Source organism: Halobacterium sp. KA-4 (assembly GCF_021028995.1).
Classification (GTDB): Archaea; Halobacteriota; Halobacteria; order Halobacteriales; family Halobacteriaceae; genus Halobacterium.
Genome location: NZ_JAJJZG010000022.1, coordinates 1 through 15,301, shown reverse-complemented (window position 1 = coordinate 15,301; position 15,301 = coordinate 1). Strand labels below are relative to the sequence as shown.

Here is a 15,301-nt window from a genome sequence, read left to right as displayed (position 1 = left end):
AAATCTCGGTCAGAAAACTATTTGGGGTCCGTCACTATCGATTCCGGTAAGCGCTTTCGGTAGCCGAGGCCGTTCTGACGGCAAGTAGCTGCTCACTTCGCATACCCACTCACCGGCTGTTTCCGAGTCCGCTGGTAAGAATCCGCCTCGATGTGGTGCGTCGTTTCACTAAATACAGATGTTCTATTCAGTAACTGTTTCTACGCCAAGAATTTCGAATCTGGCTCCGTTCGTGGGACTCTCAGTGACACGGATCTGCCAGTCGTGGAGGGTGTCATAGAAGGCTTTCCACACCAGACAGGGAGCGCTCAGCACAGACGGCCTATCTACCGATCAGGAGAGATGTCTGCGCCATCTCTGACAAATTCATCCGTGAGCTTTTGATTATTGGTGGGGTATACCACGATATGACATTCAGCGTGAGTTGGCACAACCTGCTTGAAAACGCCGAGGAACTGCCACCGGACGCGACTCTTCTCACGCCGCTCTCTCGCAAACCGTTCCGACTCACAGACGTGCAAGAACACCGTATTCTCATTGAGTATCGAGAAGATGATGGTACCGTTCCACTCCACCGCGAGCAGTTCGAGACTCTATACGAGCACGTCACCGAAGGTTCGAGTGGCTTTGAACTCGACAATCTTCCCCCTGATGCCGAACCCTACGCCACTGTCCTGAGCTTGCACCCGCGGTTTGAGATTGACGACCGTGAGGGAATGCTCTCGGAAAGTGAATCCCCGACGAGTTCCCCGTTAGTCGATGCTCACGAGGTGGAGAGAGATGGAGACGACCGCGAGGAGCCCGATATTTCCGTCTACTCCGACGCACTCTTGCTTATCGATGCGCTCGAACGCAACGACCCAACTAATCTTGAATCAGTAGACACTCCTGCGTTGGTGAACCTCTATACACTACTCTCCGACGTACAGCGAAACGCGAATGATCTCCGTCAGGGTGTGCGGAGTGTGTTACTCGACCAGCTCCATCACGATCAACCTGTCTCCGGGCAGTACGGGTCTGTCCAGCGAACCTCACGCCGAAATCGGTCACTCAAAGAAGATGCGGACGTACTGGACGTACTGGAAGACGCAGGGATTGACCGTGAACGTGTGACAAGCGTAGATCCCAGCAAGGTAGATGATGCGCTTGAGGTGACGGAACTCTCAGAATCAGACGTCTATGAAATCGAGGAGAGTGAATATGTTCGGAAAGCTGAAGTCGATGAGGAAAGCAAAGAGACGCGTCTCCAAGGACTCAAAGATCGATTAGCTGCCACTGACGAGGACACCGAAGACCTACAGGAAGAAATCCAAGAATTAGAACAGCGGATAGACGACCTCACTAGCTTCGAGTCAGCGTCATCTTTCGACACCAAATCAGACGGCGAACTGTAACTGGAACTCGATCAGTACAGAAAATCTATTTAACAGGCGATATCGACTCTCCCACCAGAGGATTTACTTGTTTGAGTAGTAACTAGAAATTATGTCTATAGAATCGATGATTGAAAACGCAAAGGGGGAATTATGGGAGAGCGCACTTAGGGGTGATCAAAACGGATACGTGCCACCTGGTGTCAAAGAGTGGCTTCCGCAAGAACGTCCAGTGGACTATTTAGATAATGGTGAGCAACCCCATTTCGTTGCCGCCAGCAACCAGAGAGCTTTGCGGGTTGAAGCGACCGAAGATGACGAAATTCAGGCAAATGCACGCGTTCAGCTTGACAAGATTCAACGAGGGCTAATAAGTGAAGGTCAGGTCGGCTATCTGAGCGCTAAGGAACCTTATTCAAATATTCTATTTATCACCGACGAAAAGATATTATTACTTGTCGGAAAGCAAGATAGAAGCATAGTATCTGAGTTTGAATACGACGATATTGAAGCAATTACTACGGAGATGGTGATTAAGGCAGATGGCCTAAGATACGAACTGGATATAGATTTCACCAACGAACGGACGTTAGCGTACCAGTATTTGCACGAGTGCACGTCCCTCACTGTAGAAGGATTTCAACCCGTGGAAGACAAACTAGGTATAAAGGTAGACCTCCACCAATTGAAAGAGTTGTCTGCTGAAAGTTTTGAAGAATATGTTGCCCACGTATGGCAGGCCAACGGGTATTCTTGCAAACTAACGAAAGGTAGTGGAGACAGCGGTATTGACATTATTGCCGAAAAGAATCGGGAACGGGTTCTTATCCAAGCGAAAAAGTACACCAACAATAACGTTGGAATAGGAACCGTTCAGCGTTCGGCTGGTTTATTGGTAGACAAACAATTCACACCTTCTGAGGTAGTGATTGTAACAACAGCCGGATATACAAAAGACGCAAAGGATCGAGCCGCTCAGATAGATAATCTCAGGTTAATCAACGGGCGTGAGCTTGTCAAGATGATCGAGTCTCTCTGAGATAAAATGGCTTCGCTCTTGCGTAGCATATTGTTGATTTCAGAGCGTCGCTCGGACAGCGTGTTTGAGTGCGTCTCGTCCCGGTTTTCTGTATAACTCTCGGCGGAGCTGGAACGCTCTGAGATACTGTGTCAGCTTATCTTTTGAGATGCCTCGATGCGGCGAGAGCCACCGGCGCGTCAGCGACGCGTGGCTCTCGCCGGTGTTCACGTGAACTTCCTCATCGGCGTATTCACCATCGCCGTGGACGACGTATTCGCGGTCGAATGCGTCGTCCGCTTCGAGCGGTTCGTACGCTCGAAAGCCGTCGGTATAGACCGTGAGCGACTCCTCTTTGCGGTCAGCAAGCAGGAGTCGAATCGTCGATTCGTCGGCGGCTTTCGCTGGAATCACGTACCGCTGTCCAGTTCCTCGATCAACGAGAATGAACACGGGTGGTTTGTCGCCATCGTACGAACCACGTCCTCGTGTGGATAGACCACGCGAGCGCGACTCCTGGTCGCGCTCGCGGCCTTTCTTTCCAGCAGAGACGTACACTTCGTCGATTTCGACCGGGCCGACGAGATCGAGGGAAGGCGCATCGAGCGCTCTGGCGAAGCGCTCGATGCGCCGGTGCATCGTCTTGTGTGTCACCTCGATTTCGCACTGTAGTTGGCGGAGACTCGTGTTAAACCGGAGGAACGCGTAAATCGAGAACAGCCACCGCCGGAGCGCAATTTTCGAGTGAGCGAAGATTGTGCCAGTCTTGTCGTTGAACGTGCGGTCGCAATTCTTACAGAGATACCGTTGAAACTCTCGATAGCTGCCGTTTCTGACCGTCCGGTCAGAACGGCAGCGAGGACAGGTAACACCGTCACGCCAGCGAACCTGTTCCAGCAGGTCCGCTGCGAGCGATTCCGACCCAAACACATCAAGCGGAATCATTCGTGTCGGGCACCGTTGACGCGGTGCCCTTGTCCTCTTCGACTCCACAGCGACCGCTCAGCAGTATCCACAATCTCCTACGCAAGAGCGAATGGCTTTATTGAACGTCTCAATAGAGGACGAGTTCATTAGCTATTGTTCATTTTATTAAACTCCCATAGTTCTTAATTCGGGCAGTAGTTTAGACTACAGCTTATTGCTAAGTACTGGCTTAGGATTCACAATCGCTGCCGGAGTTATGACTCAGAAAGCATCTACCGTGTCCTCAGGATTCGAGACTACTGCAGGAATATTCATGATTCTCGCGTACTTTCTCTGGAGACTTAGCGATAGAAATTAAGAGTTTGAGCCCACAGCGGTGGTCGTGTTTAGTTAAGGCTGAAAAGTGAGGGGGAAGTGATTTTCAGCTGGTTCATGGCAGAAATCACTCGCCTCAGTGGCTGTAGCGACTGGCTTGAGTTAGATTTTGTGGAGCGAGAGCGGACACCGAGCGAGCTGATGAGCCTCGGTATTCGACTTCATTTGGCTGGACTCTCACTTTCGAATACCGTCAAAGAACTTGAGAAGTTCGGTGTCTAACGCTCGCGGAAAGCCATCCATGATTGGGTACAGAAAGCTGGTCTACAGCCCGCTAGCGACGCCAGTCCGGGTCAGATCGTGGTTGACGAAACGGTGATCCGCATCGACGACCAGCAGTACTGGCTGTACGCTGCCGTCAATCCCAACTCGAACAAATTCCTGCACATACGGCTGTTTCCGACGACAACAACGGCGTTGACTGAACGATTCCTGCAGGAGTTACGCGAGAAACACGACGTTGAAGACGCGGTATTTCTGGTTGATCACGCCCAGCACCTCAAAACAGCACTCCAGCGAGCCGGGCTTCGATTCCAAACCGTTCGCCATGGGAATCGGAATGCTGTCGAACGTGTCTTTTGAGAGATAAAACGACGAACTTCCTCGTTTAGTAATAGTTTCAGCCACGTCGAGCCAACAACAGCGGAATCGTGGCTCCAAGCCTTCGCCGTCTGGTGGAACTCGCTAAACTAAACACGATGACAGCGGTTTGGCCAGATCCACCATCAATTGCTGAAGCAGTCTGGACAAGGAGTATATCCATTAGATTCTGCTGTCCACTCATCAACGCGAGCGACGTGATGTGGGTTTAGATCCGTGCCACATTCACAGTAGAATCCACTCTTCGGGAGATGGTAGTAACCATTCTCTTCGAACCGGATGACATTCACTACCTAGACCATCAGTGGTCTCTCTATAATTCCGTTGTATTGACTTAACTTTGGACTTCCTTCCTCCTTCTTCCCACCCGGTTTCACGTCTTGACTTTCGATTTCCGGGATGTACACACGAGACGACGATGTTCGTGTGAACAAGGTCCGGCGAAATTTGTAGAACGAGGGTCTATTTCGCCTGTTCTCCGATATTCGGAGCTGTGAGAATATTGTTCCTATACGACATTTTGTATGTGGCACAGCACAACGTGGCGCTTGAGTGGGTAGGATAGACTGTATTTTGTACCACTCGGCTCTATTGAATCCACGGACAGCGTAGGGATGAGTCGTCAGAGCGTTGGAAGTGAAGCGGGAGAGTACAGTTGTGCAAAAGGTACTCTTCCGCTTCGTTAAACAAGCTGTCTCGATAGCACGAAAACTTACTGATGCGGCGCTGTTCCAGATCAGCCATCCAGCCGGCAACGGCGTTGCCGGCTGGAAGCACGCCGTCCTGCACTTTCTCCGCCTTCACATGGAGGCTACGCTTCAAGAAATCCTCGACTGGGCCGAGGAGATGGAACGGGTACGAGCCGCGCTCGCCCTCGAGCGCGGCGAGTTCCCCGGCCCATCCGCGCTCTGCAAGTCGTTTGACCGGGCGTCGATGCGCATCTGGCGAGCGCTGCTCCGACTCTCGTCGGAGCTGCTCGATCAATCCGGCCACGCCGCCATCGACGCCACCTACTTCGACCGCCGACAGGCGTCCAAGCACTACCTCAAGCGGTCTGACCGTGAGGTACAGACCGTTCAAGCTACGTTTCTCGTCGATACCGCGCAGGGCGCGGTTATCGACGTTCATTGTAGTGCGAAGTGGCCAAACGGGACGAATGTCGGCCCGCAGGTCGCCCTGCGGAACGCAGGCGACCTGCGGAGCCTCGCCGCCGACAAGGGCTACGACGATATGAGTTTCCGCGAACAACTTCGCGCAGAAGGCGTTCGACCGCTGATCAAGCACCGCGTCTTCGCGCCGTACGACCACGCGCACAACGCGCGGATCGACGATGCACTCTACAACCAGCGATCGGTGTGTGAGACTGTCAACTCGGTAATCAAGCGCTCGTACGGCTCCGCCGTCCGAGCGCGAGCATGGTATCGCCAGTTCCGTGAGATTACACTTGCCGCCGCAGTCTACAACGTCGAACAGGCTGTGAAACAGTGAATCCCGCCGCCCTCTGCGGATTCAATAGAGCCGTACCACTCAAAACATGACGAGGTGTTTCTCGTTATCCAGCGTTATTTGTGGCTGAGAAGTCCTCTTTGATGGATCAGAGGGGGTCAAGTGAGCCTTTCAAATGGTTTTTGCCGCACTTGAGACAAGTGACCGTTTCTCCTTCGTGTTCAAGTCTAAACGATTGATGGCCGCAGCTTGGGCATCGTCCTCCGAGTTCAGAAGCAGAGATCTTCCCTTGCTTAGCATTTAACGAGTTATCCGAATTCGTACTAAGGCTCGTTGTATGCTGATCAGGGTCTTGAGACGATTTTTCCTCTGCTTGGGTGAAGGTAGTATCGTATATGGTTTGCAGCAATCGGTTATCGACATCTACCTCTGGCCGGGCAGCAATCCGATCTTCGTTCTCCTCGATGGCGTCGATTTCTTTGAGGGAGTTTATCGTAGTTTTGAGGCGTTCCTTGATTCGGTTCCCTCGTCGGTGATATCCGAACAGTTTGGCTGTTTCCAGTCCAAGGTCATCACGGGTCATTTGACCTCCTTCTTCTAGCAGCAGTGACACTGCTTTCGCAACTTCTTCAATCGGAATTTCGTCAATAGATCGATTTGCTGTATCAGTATTGACTTTCACAGTGAAATCCAAGTCCTCAGAGTTGGGCCAGAGATACTCGTCTTTCTCAAAGATCTCATCGGAGGCCTTCAGACTCCTCAGCTCGCTCTCGAAGGTCTTCTGTACGTTTTTACCGAGTCTCGATTCGGACCAGACATCTAGAGCAGTTTGAAACGCCGTCTCACGATCAAGTGGTCCGTATCGGGTGACGATGTCCTTCAAGGAATTTTGAATTGCCGAACTATGCCCTTGCTTATCCGGAGAATATCGATCAGACGGGATTAGCTCAGGGGTCTGATACTCCGTGATCGCCTCATGATCTGTCTTCGAATCAAAATCAATTGCTTCTGGTTCATATGAGGGGATTTCCTGCGCATCAGACGTGGTTGGTTTACCTTGCAGTAGAGATTGAACCTTTTCTTCAACTTTCTCAAGTTGGTGCTCTTTATTGGACGCCCAGTCTGGGGACCATATCCGGTGAATCGTCCAGCCCAAGTTTTCAAGTACCATCTGCCGGGTGCGGTCCCGATCTCGGGCTGTCTTTGAGGAGTGGTATGCGGCACCATCGCACTCGATACCGAGTATGAATTTGCCGGGCTGCTCCGGGTGCTTGATTGCCAAGTCGATGCTGTAGCTGGAGCTCTGGACTTGGGGGACGATGTCGTATCCTTCTGCTTCGAGGGCGTCGTATACTGCTTCTTCAAACTGCGAGTCGAAATCAAGCGTCTCAGTTACGTGGTCGTTTCGGACGAGCGCTTGTTCGCCGTTCCGCGCGTATTCGAGATAGTTCTTGAAGTGCTTGGCACCGGTGCTGTTCGATCCGGAGAGATCGATGTCGCCGGGGAGCATCGAGCACACGACTGTGACCTGTTCTTTTGCTCGCGTCACTGCGACGTTGAGTCGTCGTTCCCCGCCGCTCTTGTTGAGTGGGCCGAAGTTTGTGGATATCGTGCCGTCTTGGGCTGGACCGTAGCCGACGCTGAATATCATCCGGTCACGTTCGTCGCCTTGCACCATTTCGAGGTTCTTGATGAAGAACTCGTCAAGCACGTCGTCTTGGCTGACGAACGCATTGAGTACGGGACTTTCCTCGCGCCGCTCGGCAAGTGCATCTCGAATCGCCTGTTCTTGGGCGCTACTGAACGCGACGACGCCGAGGCTCTTGTTGCTACGTTCCTCTGCGTGCTCTTCGATTAAGTCAATAATGCGCTGGGCTTCGACTTTGTTTTGTCTTGACCCACCCCGGTCGTAGACGCCATCTTCGACGTACTCGAAGGAAACGCCGGTTTCGATATCAGGGTCGTTCTCAGGGAACGTCCGCAGGCTATTGTTGTAGTAGTGGTAGTTCGAGAATTGAATGAGTTCCTCTGTGCGGCTCCGGTAGTGCCATCGGAGATTCTTCTCGGGGAGGACTGAGGCTGTCTCCTCAAGAATACTGTCGAGATCTTCTCGCACGTCTTCCGTCGTTTCGACATCGGAGTGGAAGAACGATGTTGGCGGGAGTTGTTTTGTGTCGCCCGCGATGATCGCTTGATCGGCACGGATAAGGCTGCTCACGGCGTCTTGTGGCATGATCTGTGATGCCTCGTCGAACACGACAGTGTCGAATTGGATCGAGTCCGCTTTGAGGTACTGGGCGACCGATAGTGGACTCATCATAAAGCACGGCGTTAGTTGCGTGATAAACGAACCTGCTTCGTCGAATAGTTCACGAAGCGGCTTGTGCTTGCGTTGTTTTTCCGCTTCTCGGCGCACGAGTACCTGCTCGGAGCTGGATGCGTGCTCCAGATTCAACGACGGGCGGCGTTTCGTCACCTCGTGTTGGACTTCGATCTTTGCGAGTTCCTGTTGTTCCTCGTCCAAGCGACGGAATTCTTCGACGTACCGTTCCATCTTGTCAGTGTTGAATGACCCGAGGCCCGTTTGCTCGTACACGCTGTTGAGCAATTTCGTGTAGAATCGCTTTTTGAAGGCTGGGACGAGGTGGTCGCTGCTGTAGTCCCCTTGGAGGAACCGTTCGACGTACTCTTCACAAATCGTTTCACGGACGGTTTCCAGTTGTGAGGCGAACTGGACACGGCGCTGCAAGGCAGGGACGTCACCGCGAAGTGTTCGAAGCGTCTCCGACAGGTCAGGGAACGATGCCTTCCGGAATGAGTTGCTGTTGACCCGCATCTTCTGTACGTTCATCGAGTTCTCGAAGAACGTGGCAGCATCGTCGTAGTCCGCGAGCGCTGCGTCCGCCCGTTCCAGTAATTGACCCACGCTCGGAAGTGTGTTATCAACAAGGGACTCGATGATCGGGTCCGTGAACGTGGATTCGTACTTATCAAGTCCGGCAACCCAACGCTGGGCTTGGGCTAGCGTCTCCCAATCTGTATCGCCGCCTTCGTACAGCGGCCCAAGGCGCTGTATAATCCCCCGGAAATCCTCCCTTCGGTCTTCAATACGCTGTACCTCGGCGAGCTTGCGTGTATCTTCGAGGAGTTGGTCGTGGCTCGGGTCGTAGGCTTCCTGAGTGTGGGTCGTAACCTTTCGTTTGAGAGAGCGATAACTCGGTTTGACCACCTTCAGCATCCCGTATGCTGCGAGGTCATTATTGAGGTCAGCGCCGTTTGCAGAGAAGAAGCTCCGCTGATAGTGGTCTGAGAGGTCGTTGATGAGTGATTTCCGCTCTTGTTCGAGGTCTGCGAGGTCCTCAAACCGTCCACCCGCTTGGGAGAACGATCCATCGAAGAAGGCTTCCTGCCAGGCGATATCTGGTCGATTCGAGACGTAGTCTAACAGTTGCTTCATCTCACGGAGGTCAGCAACTGATTCCGGACGAACCCCTAGTTCTGTCTTAAGTTCGTCTGCAACGTCTTGTAGCGTCTCGATGGCTTCGACTTGCCGATCTAGTGACTGACGCATCGAGTTGCCGGTATCCACGCCCCACTGTCGGAGCGTGGTGTGTCGCCACGGGCTCGTTTCATACGTATCGATTTCGTCGTCGAAGCGTGCCAGCGTCACTAACTCATCGACAGCACTTTCGAGTGTCTCCTGTTCGACGCTCAGTGGTTGTGTGATGCCGATGTCGATCCGGGGAGCGTCTGCGCGTTCACTTACGATGCCGAACGCCTGGTACGCGGTCAGATCCCACCCGTCAGGGGAGTAGAACAGTTGTTGTCCGTACTGATTGATCGTGTCTCGCCGCTCTCGGAGTTTTCCAAGCCGTTTGGCACGTTCGTCCGAAGACTTGATTTTCGAGGCCTGCAGTTCGGTTTCGAGGCTTCCGAGAACTTCCGTATTGGCCGCTTTCTCACCGTGGACTTCGAGACAGAATCGTCCGAGTCCAACATCATTGAGTCGGCTTTTGACCACGTCGAGTGCTGCCTGCTTTTCGCTCACGAACAAGACGCGCTCACCGGCAGCTAGTTTCTCCGCGATGATATTCGCAATTGTCTGACTCTTCCCCGTCCCGGGTGGTCCCTGGAGGACGAAGCTTTTGTCTCGTTTCGCCGCTTCGATTGCCTCTTGCTGACTGGAATCCGCGTCAAGGACTTGGTACGTGTCGATAGGATCGACGACATCGTCAAGCTCTGAGGCACTCGGTGTTGTGATGTCACCTTCGGCGTTTTGAATCGGCTCCATCTCGCCGTTGAGCGCCCGAATAATCGGATTGCTCTTGATTTCGTCCCTGTTGCGCTCTAGGTCAGAGTAGAGACTGAACTTGGTGAAGTCGAAGATTCCCAGCACCACGTCCGGTTGAATCGTCCACTGGTCGAAGCCACGCAGCGTCTCGTATACTGCTTCGAATGCTGCGTCGATTCCTGCAAGTGAGAGAGCGTCATCTGCAGGCAGGCTAATTCCCCGCTCGGCCGCGAGTTTCTTGCGAAGAGCCGGGTTTAGCCGGATTCCATCCGCTTTTGGTTTGAGAACATAGTCGTGTTTCTCCTCATCCTGAATCGTCTTCTCTTCTAATTCGACCGGGGCGAGGAACAGTGGCGAGCGATTCGCCTCGTCACTGTAGTCTACACTATACCAACGCAGCATCCCGAGTGATAGGTACAGCGAATCAACCCCGCGTTCCCGAAGGTACTGCTTGTTCTTGAGCTCGATCTGAGACAGCGAGTTAGCCGCTTCATCCGGTGACCGAGTCGGCAGTACTTCATTCGCTTCGATGACAGACTGCTCGTCTTCTTCGTCCTCGTTCGCTCGTTTCCGAATAAAGAGCTCACCGTCACCGTCAATCTCTCCCGCGATAGTCGTCGGGTTCGAGTCCTCGAACGGGAGGCTCTTCGTCTTCGTTGGTTTGAACGAGACGAGTTTGTTCCGCCGGGTGAGGTCGAGCAACTGCGATTTCCACTCGTCGATCTTTGTATCTAATGAGTCGCCATTCGCGGAGGACTCTTCATTAACCGCTTCTTCCGCCTCGTACTCGGTAATTGGCTCAACGTCCTGCTTCCAGAATATCGTCTGTTCCTGCGTCTCGCTGTCCTTCTCGGTATCGGAGTCTAACTCTTGGTTATTATCGTCTTGCCCTGGTGCAGTCTCATCCTTGTCGGCAGACGTAGTTGTGTCGGACTGCGGGTCGTCTTGATCGGTTTCTGTTGGTTGTGATTCGGACTGCTCACGACTCGCGGGTTCGGGTTCCGAGGGGAATTCCTGAAGAAGCGCGATCGCCTCGTCCAATTCGTCGTCAGACGAGACTGTGATTGGGAGGGGTACTCCAGAGTGTGGTGCGACGGGGAGGTAGATTTGTTGGTCAGGATCGATGACGTCAGGTTCGATTAGCGCCGCGGCATCCTCGTCGTTCAAGCGCTTGGTTTCTGTGGATTGATACTCAGTGACACTCTCTCCGTCACCAAACGCTTGGCGGTATTCCGCCATCTTATGGGGATTTCGGGAGCCTTGTTGTTGGGCATAACTCGGACTGTCCTCCATCAATCCATCGCCAAATATGACGTTATTAACTTCGGCTCGCCAGCGGTTCATCGGGTCGTCGCCGTCGACGCGGTACGCCGTCTGCTCGGACTCAACAAGCCGTTCGAGAAGCGACGCGAAGGTTCGGAAGACCTCGTAGTATTCGGCAAGTGGGTTCGATTCTATGTCCGCCGCGTTCTCATCTCTGTCTGTCGTTTCTTCACTGTTGTCTAGTTGGTTAACGCCCGCAGCTCGCCGCGCATCGCCAATTGAGTCGAAGTAGTTGTAGACAACGGTTGCACTGAATGGGGCGTGCTTATTGACGTCGTTTACTGATGGTGATTTCCCAAGCGTCGTGGCGACCTCATGCAGGCCTGAGAGTACATCTTCTCGAGTGTACTTGCCCTTCTGTGACCCATGGGGCTCAAACCCTGCTTCTCGAACTGCAGTAGACCACGAACCAAAGGCACTCTCAAACTGGCTAACGTCGTACTCTCCTTGATTCGTCATCTCGATCTTTGTGGGTACCTCGCCGAGATCTGTCTTCAGACGGCGAATCTCATCGAGCAAATTGTTGTCCGTCAGACGTTCCGGAGTGGATTCCGGGCCGGTGCCGGCACCCGATTTCGATGGTGTTGTTTCCTCTCCAGTGGATGAGTCACCATTCACGAGGCTTTCGGCTTCGTCACTGGCCCAGATGAGGCTGTCGCTATCACGGAAGTGATAGTCTGCGAGGTCAGACTGGAGGTACTCGTGAACGTCGCTCCCGGATGATAACCCCCACTGGGTCTGTAGTGCCGCGTTCTTCGTTGGTTGGAGTCGGACAAGGTCTTCGATACGACCGCGCTTAGTCGTTGACAGCGACTCCGCATCACTCGATATCGATCCCGTTTCGCCTTGCTCGGTTTCTGATTGGTCGCCAGTAGTCTCAGACGGAACGTCTGTGTCTTCCTCGTTGTGGGCCTCTGTGCTCTCTTCGCTATGTTCCCAGGTGTATTCCTCCCATTCGCCTAGAATCGTCTCGACATCTCCATCGTTGGCTTGAACAGCGTCGTGGAGTGCCGTTAGGTCGGCTTGATTGATGATCTCTTTGTCCCAGTCGTACTCACCGTCAGCGTCAAGCGCGGTGACAAACTGTGTCCCCTCATGCAAGAGCGTCTCGACAACGCTTCCATCAAGCGTCTCTGACTTTGCAAATCCGGGTAGCTTATCGAAACGGCGTCCAAGCGAACAGAAGCCTGCTGCTTGCTCTAGAAGCTGCTTACCGTCTTCCCGCGGAATAGCTGCGTCTTCGGTCGGAGAGACGCCGACGACGTTGTAGAACATCGCGTGCTTAGGCGTATCGTCAGGATTTCGAAGCACACGCCCAATCCGTTGAACGAGTTCCTGATTTACCCCACCAGTGGCCATATTGATTGCCACTGATGCGTGCTCCATATCGACCCCTTCACCCAGCAGGTCACCAGTACCAATAAGGACTCCCGAACTTTCCGGCTCATCGAATTCCTCAATCGTTTCACGCTGTTCCTCCCTGCTCTGTGAGCCGGACACGAGATACACCGAAGATGGATTTGCAACGATGTCGGTGATCCGGGATTCCAACTCCTCAACTTGTGCGTTGCTGTCTGCAAGCACAACAACCTTCTCCGTCGTGTGATTTTCGATGACGAGATCGAGCACGGCATCTAACATCGGCGAAAGATTCCACTGTTTTGTCCGCCGTGAAAATAGCCGAGTGACTAGGTCTCGAAACGCCTCGTCCTGTTGTTTTAGCGAATTGCCCTCTTTCGTGTGGGAGAACCGACGGACGTCCTCATATGTTCGGAGTCGGCGATCAGTATCGAGAGATAGATCGTCTTGTCGTAGGCGCTTCCGGAAGCCACGGAACGATCGTTCCGCTCGTTCTGCGGTTTTCTTGAGGTCATCACCGACGACATCGTATGGAGCATAATGGACTTCCCAGTCGAAAGAGGGGATAACACCTTTCGCTCTCGCATCTGTGATAGTGAATCGTTTGACCTCCGGGCCGATACTGTTTGAGAGTCGTTCCTTGATGCGTTCGCTGTCGCTGCCTGCGTCGTCAACAGAACCGGACATCGCCAATACGTCGCCATCTAACTCGTCAAGGAGCGATCCCCACTCGCTTCCAGTCGCGTAATGGTGCGCCTCGTCAAGGAGTGCTAGGTCGTATGCTACTTGGTCTTCGTTGACGAGGGACTGGGGAGTTCGGAAATGGATCGTACCCCATTCAAGCGTAATATCGTTACTCCCCGACGTTCGCTCTTGGGGGATATTGAGGTGTTTTTCGAATTCCCGACGCCACTGTTCAAGGATCAGATCGCTATGTGCGACGATGAGTACGTCGTCGCTGCTGTTCGAATCTGCGTGTCCGCCTCCCCCACCAATAGACTGATCATCTGGATGTAACTCGCCGTACTGGAGCGCGATTGCGCCAAGACCGAGAACGGTTTTCCCGGTGGCAGTTGCCATATCTACGTAGCCACGCCTGTCCTGGTCCCACCACTTTTGCAGCGCATCACGTTGGTGCTCCCACAGTGGTGTCATCATCTGGGGCTCGTCCAAAAGCGAAAGCAGACCTTGTGATGCGCTGTTTTCGATTTCAGTCAATAGCAGATCGATGTTGGAGGCGATAGTATCGTTGTTGAACAGTTGTGTCGTAATGTCAGAGACTGTTACACCAGAAAGGTCGAACGAGACACTCAAGTTCTCACCGACGTGCCGAGTGAGGAGTTTCTCGATTACGGCCTCGGTCGCCTTCTCGACGTCGTCGATACCGATATCAGTCGTCGAAATATCATAACTGAGTTCATTAAGTTGGTATGCTAGAAGGCCGAGTTTCTTATCGCTGACTCTTTCTTCTAGCACCGCAGGTAAATCGGCATAGCGTCCAGCGGATTTCTTTAATCCTCGCCGGTAATAGGCCCCTAACTCCCGGCCAAAGTTATCTTTCGAGAGTGAAAGATCGCTGATTTGGATGCCGGACGAAAGATCCTTCGCTGTTTCATCGATATAGGGCGACCACTCTGTTTTGGGGCGTTTAACGAGGAATTCGTCGTGGTAGTTCTCACCAGCTGATTGAATTCCTAGTGCTCGGTCGTCCGCGAGGTCGTCAATATTCCGTCCCATAATGAAGCGCGAAGGGGTCCTTCCGATATGGTAACTCGTGACGCCCTATGTAGATTTCGCTGACACCAGTATGACTATCCTAACTGTTCTCTGGTGCGGACTGCTTGCAGTAAAGAGGTGAATACCATCGAGATGGGTACAGTATAGCGCGAATATAGTATCTGAGTGGCTCCGGTGAGCGCTTCGAGTGTGAAGTTATGTGTTGCGTAGAATAGAGTGTCGAAGCGTCTCGTGGTTGGGAGTTAGTTTGAAGGTGGGAACGTGGATGAGGTGATGTATGGGGGATGATGTCTTTGGGTTTAACCCGGCTGAGTTAGAGGCATTTGTGCAGGAGTATATGGGGTTGGATCGGCGGGTGCAGCGGCCGAAGGGAATATATTCGATTCTTCCAGGACCTCGGGAGGAAAAATACCAGTATACGCTGCAGTATTTTTTGGATCCGCGGCAGCCGCACGGGTTTGGATCTACGCTTCTCGACTCGTTTTTGGAGCGTATTGGGTTCCCTGAGTTCAATCTGGCAAGGCAGCATGTTGAGATTGCTGACGAGGTGTGGATAGCAGACGATGGTTTGGAGGGACGGATTGACTTGGTGATCTGCGGGGGGAGTGCGTTGGGCGACCACCCACGGTGGAGGGTGTCATAGAACTCTTCTCACACCGTGATGATCGTACTTCCCGGATTGTCTCCACGTTCGTAGTTGGTGATAGCGACGACGAGGCGAAGGCACAGGGCAACAAACACCTGCGCCCGTGCGTGGACGCGGCCTCGGGCGTGCGTTCGCCCGAGGCCGCAGTCCTTCACTGATTCGTTGGTTCGTTCGACTCCAGTACGGCGGTTGTACGTCTCATCCAA

Annotated in this window: 7 protein-coding genes and 1 pseudogene; 5 read left to right on the top strand and 3 right to left on the bottom strand. The window is 53.1% G+C overall.

Going from position 1 to position 15,301, the window contains the following annotated elements:
* Positions 1-407: 407 nt before the first annotated feature.
* Both LPA44_RS15785 and LPA44_RS15780 read left to right on the top strand, forming a co-directional pair.
* Positions 408-1,394 carry a hypothetical protein gene (locus LPA44_RS15785; RefSeq protein ID WP_230890461.1) on the top strand — a complete coding sequence of 329 codons (987 nt, stop codon included), beginning with the start codon at positions 408-410 and terminating at the stop codon, positions 1,392-1,394.
* A gap of 91 nt (positions 1,395-1,485) precedes the next feature.
* The gene (locus LPA44_RS15780) at positions 1,486-2,412 is read left to right on the top strand and encodes a restriction endonuclease (protein ID WP_230890460.1); all 927 of its coding nucleotides are present in this window, start codon (positions 1,486-1,488) and stop codon (positions 2,410-2,412) included.
* 39 nt (positions 2,413-2,451) lie between these two features.
* Here the strand turns inward: LPA44_RS15780 and LPA44_RS15775 are convergent, their stop codons facing one another.
* Positions 2,452-3,336, bottom strand: coding sequence for an IS1595 family transposase (locus LPA44_RS15775; RefSeq protein WP_230890459.1), 885 nt, complete (start codon positions 3,334-3,336; stop codon positions 2,452-2,454).
* Positions 3,337-3,750: 414 nt separating this feature from the next.
* Between LPA44_RS15775 and LPA44_RS15770 the strand changes: the two are divergent.
* Positions 3,751-4,386, top strand: a pseudogene (locus tag LPA44_RS15770) (IS6 family transposase).
* Between the two features lie 564 nt (positions 4,387-4,950).
* Positions 4,951-5,781: an IS5 family transposase gene (locus LPA44_RS15765; protein ID WP_230890458.1), complete on the top strand. Its 831-nt coding sequence runs from the start codon at positions 4,951-4,953 to the stop codon at positions 5,779-5,781.
* Positions 5,782-5,887: 106 nt separating this feature from the next.
* On the opposite strand, the gene LPA44_RS15760 is transcribed toward LPA44_RS15765, so the two are convergent.
* Positions 5,888-14,449, bottom strand: a complete 8,562-nt coding sequence (locus tag LPA44_RS15760; RefSeq protein ID WP_230890457.1) for a DUF5797 family protein — start codon at positions 14,447-14,449, stop codon at positions 5,888-5,890.
* 277 nt (positions 14,450-14,726) lie between these two features.
* On the opposite strand from LPA44_RS15760, the gene LPA44_RS15755 reads away from it, so the two are divergent.
* Positions 14,727-15,092 (top strand): PD-(D/E)XK nuclease family protein, encoded by a 366-nt coding sequence (locus LPA44_RS15755; RefSeq protein ID WP_230890456.1) that lies wholly within the window; start codon positions 14,727-14,729, stop codon positions 15,090-15,092.
* Between the two features lie 8 nt (positions 15,093-15,100).
* Here LPA44_RS15755 and LPA44_RS15750 read toward each other — a convergent pair.
* Positions 15,101-15,301 (bottom strand): transposase (locus LPA44_RS15750; RefSeq protein WP_230890455.1); only part of this gene is annotated, 201 nt, incomplete at its 5' end.

Bases quoted from the DNA above. Each gene is read 5' to 3' on its own strand.
- LPA44_RS15775 (WP_230890459.1), bottom strand. From the start codon at position 3,336: ATGATTCCGCTTGATGTGTTTGGGTCGGAATCGCTCGCAGCGGACCTG.
- LPA44_RS15755 (WP_230890456.1), top strand. From the start codon at position 14,727: ATGGGGGATGATGTCTTTGGGTTTAACCCGGCTGAGTTAGAGGCATTT.
- LPA44_RS15780 (WP_230890460.1), top strand. From the start codon at position 1,486: ATGTCTATAGAATCGATGATTGAAAACGCAAAGGGGGAATTATGGGAG.
- LPA44_RS15760 (WP_230890457.1), bottom strand. From the start codon at position 14,449: ATGGGACGGAATATTGACGACCTCGCGGACGACCGAGCACTAGGAATT.
- LPA44_RS15785 (WP_230890461.1), top strand. From the start codon at position 408: ATGACATTCAGCGTGAGTTGGCACAACCTGCTTGAAAACGCCGAGGAA.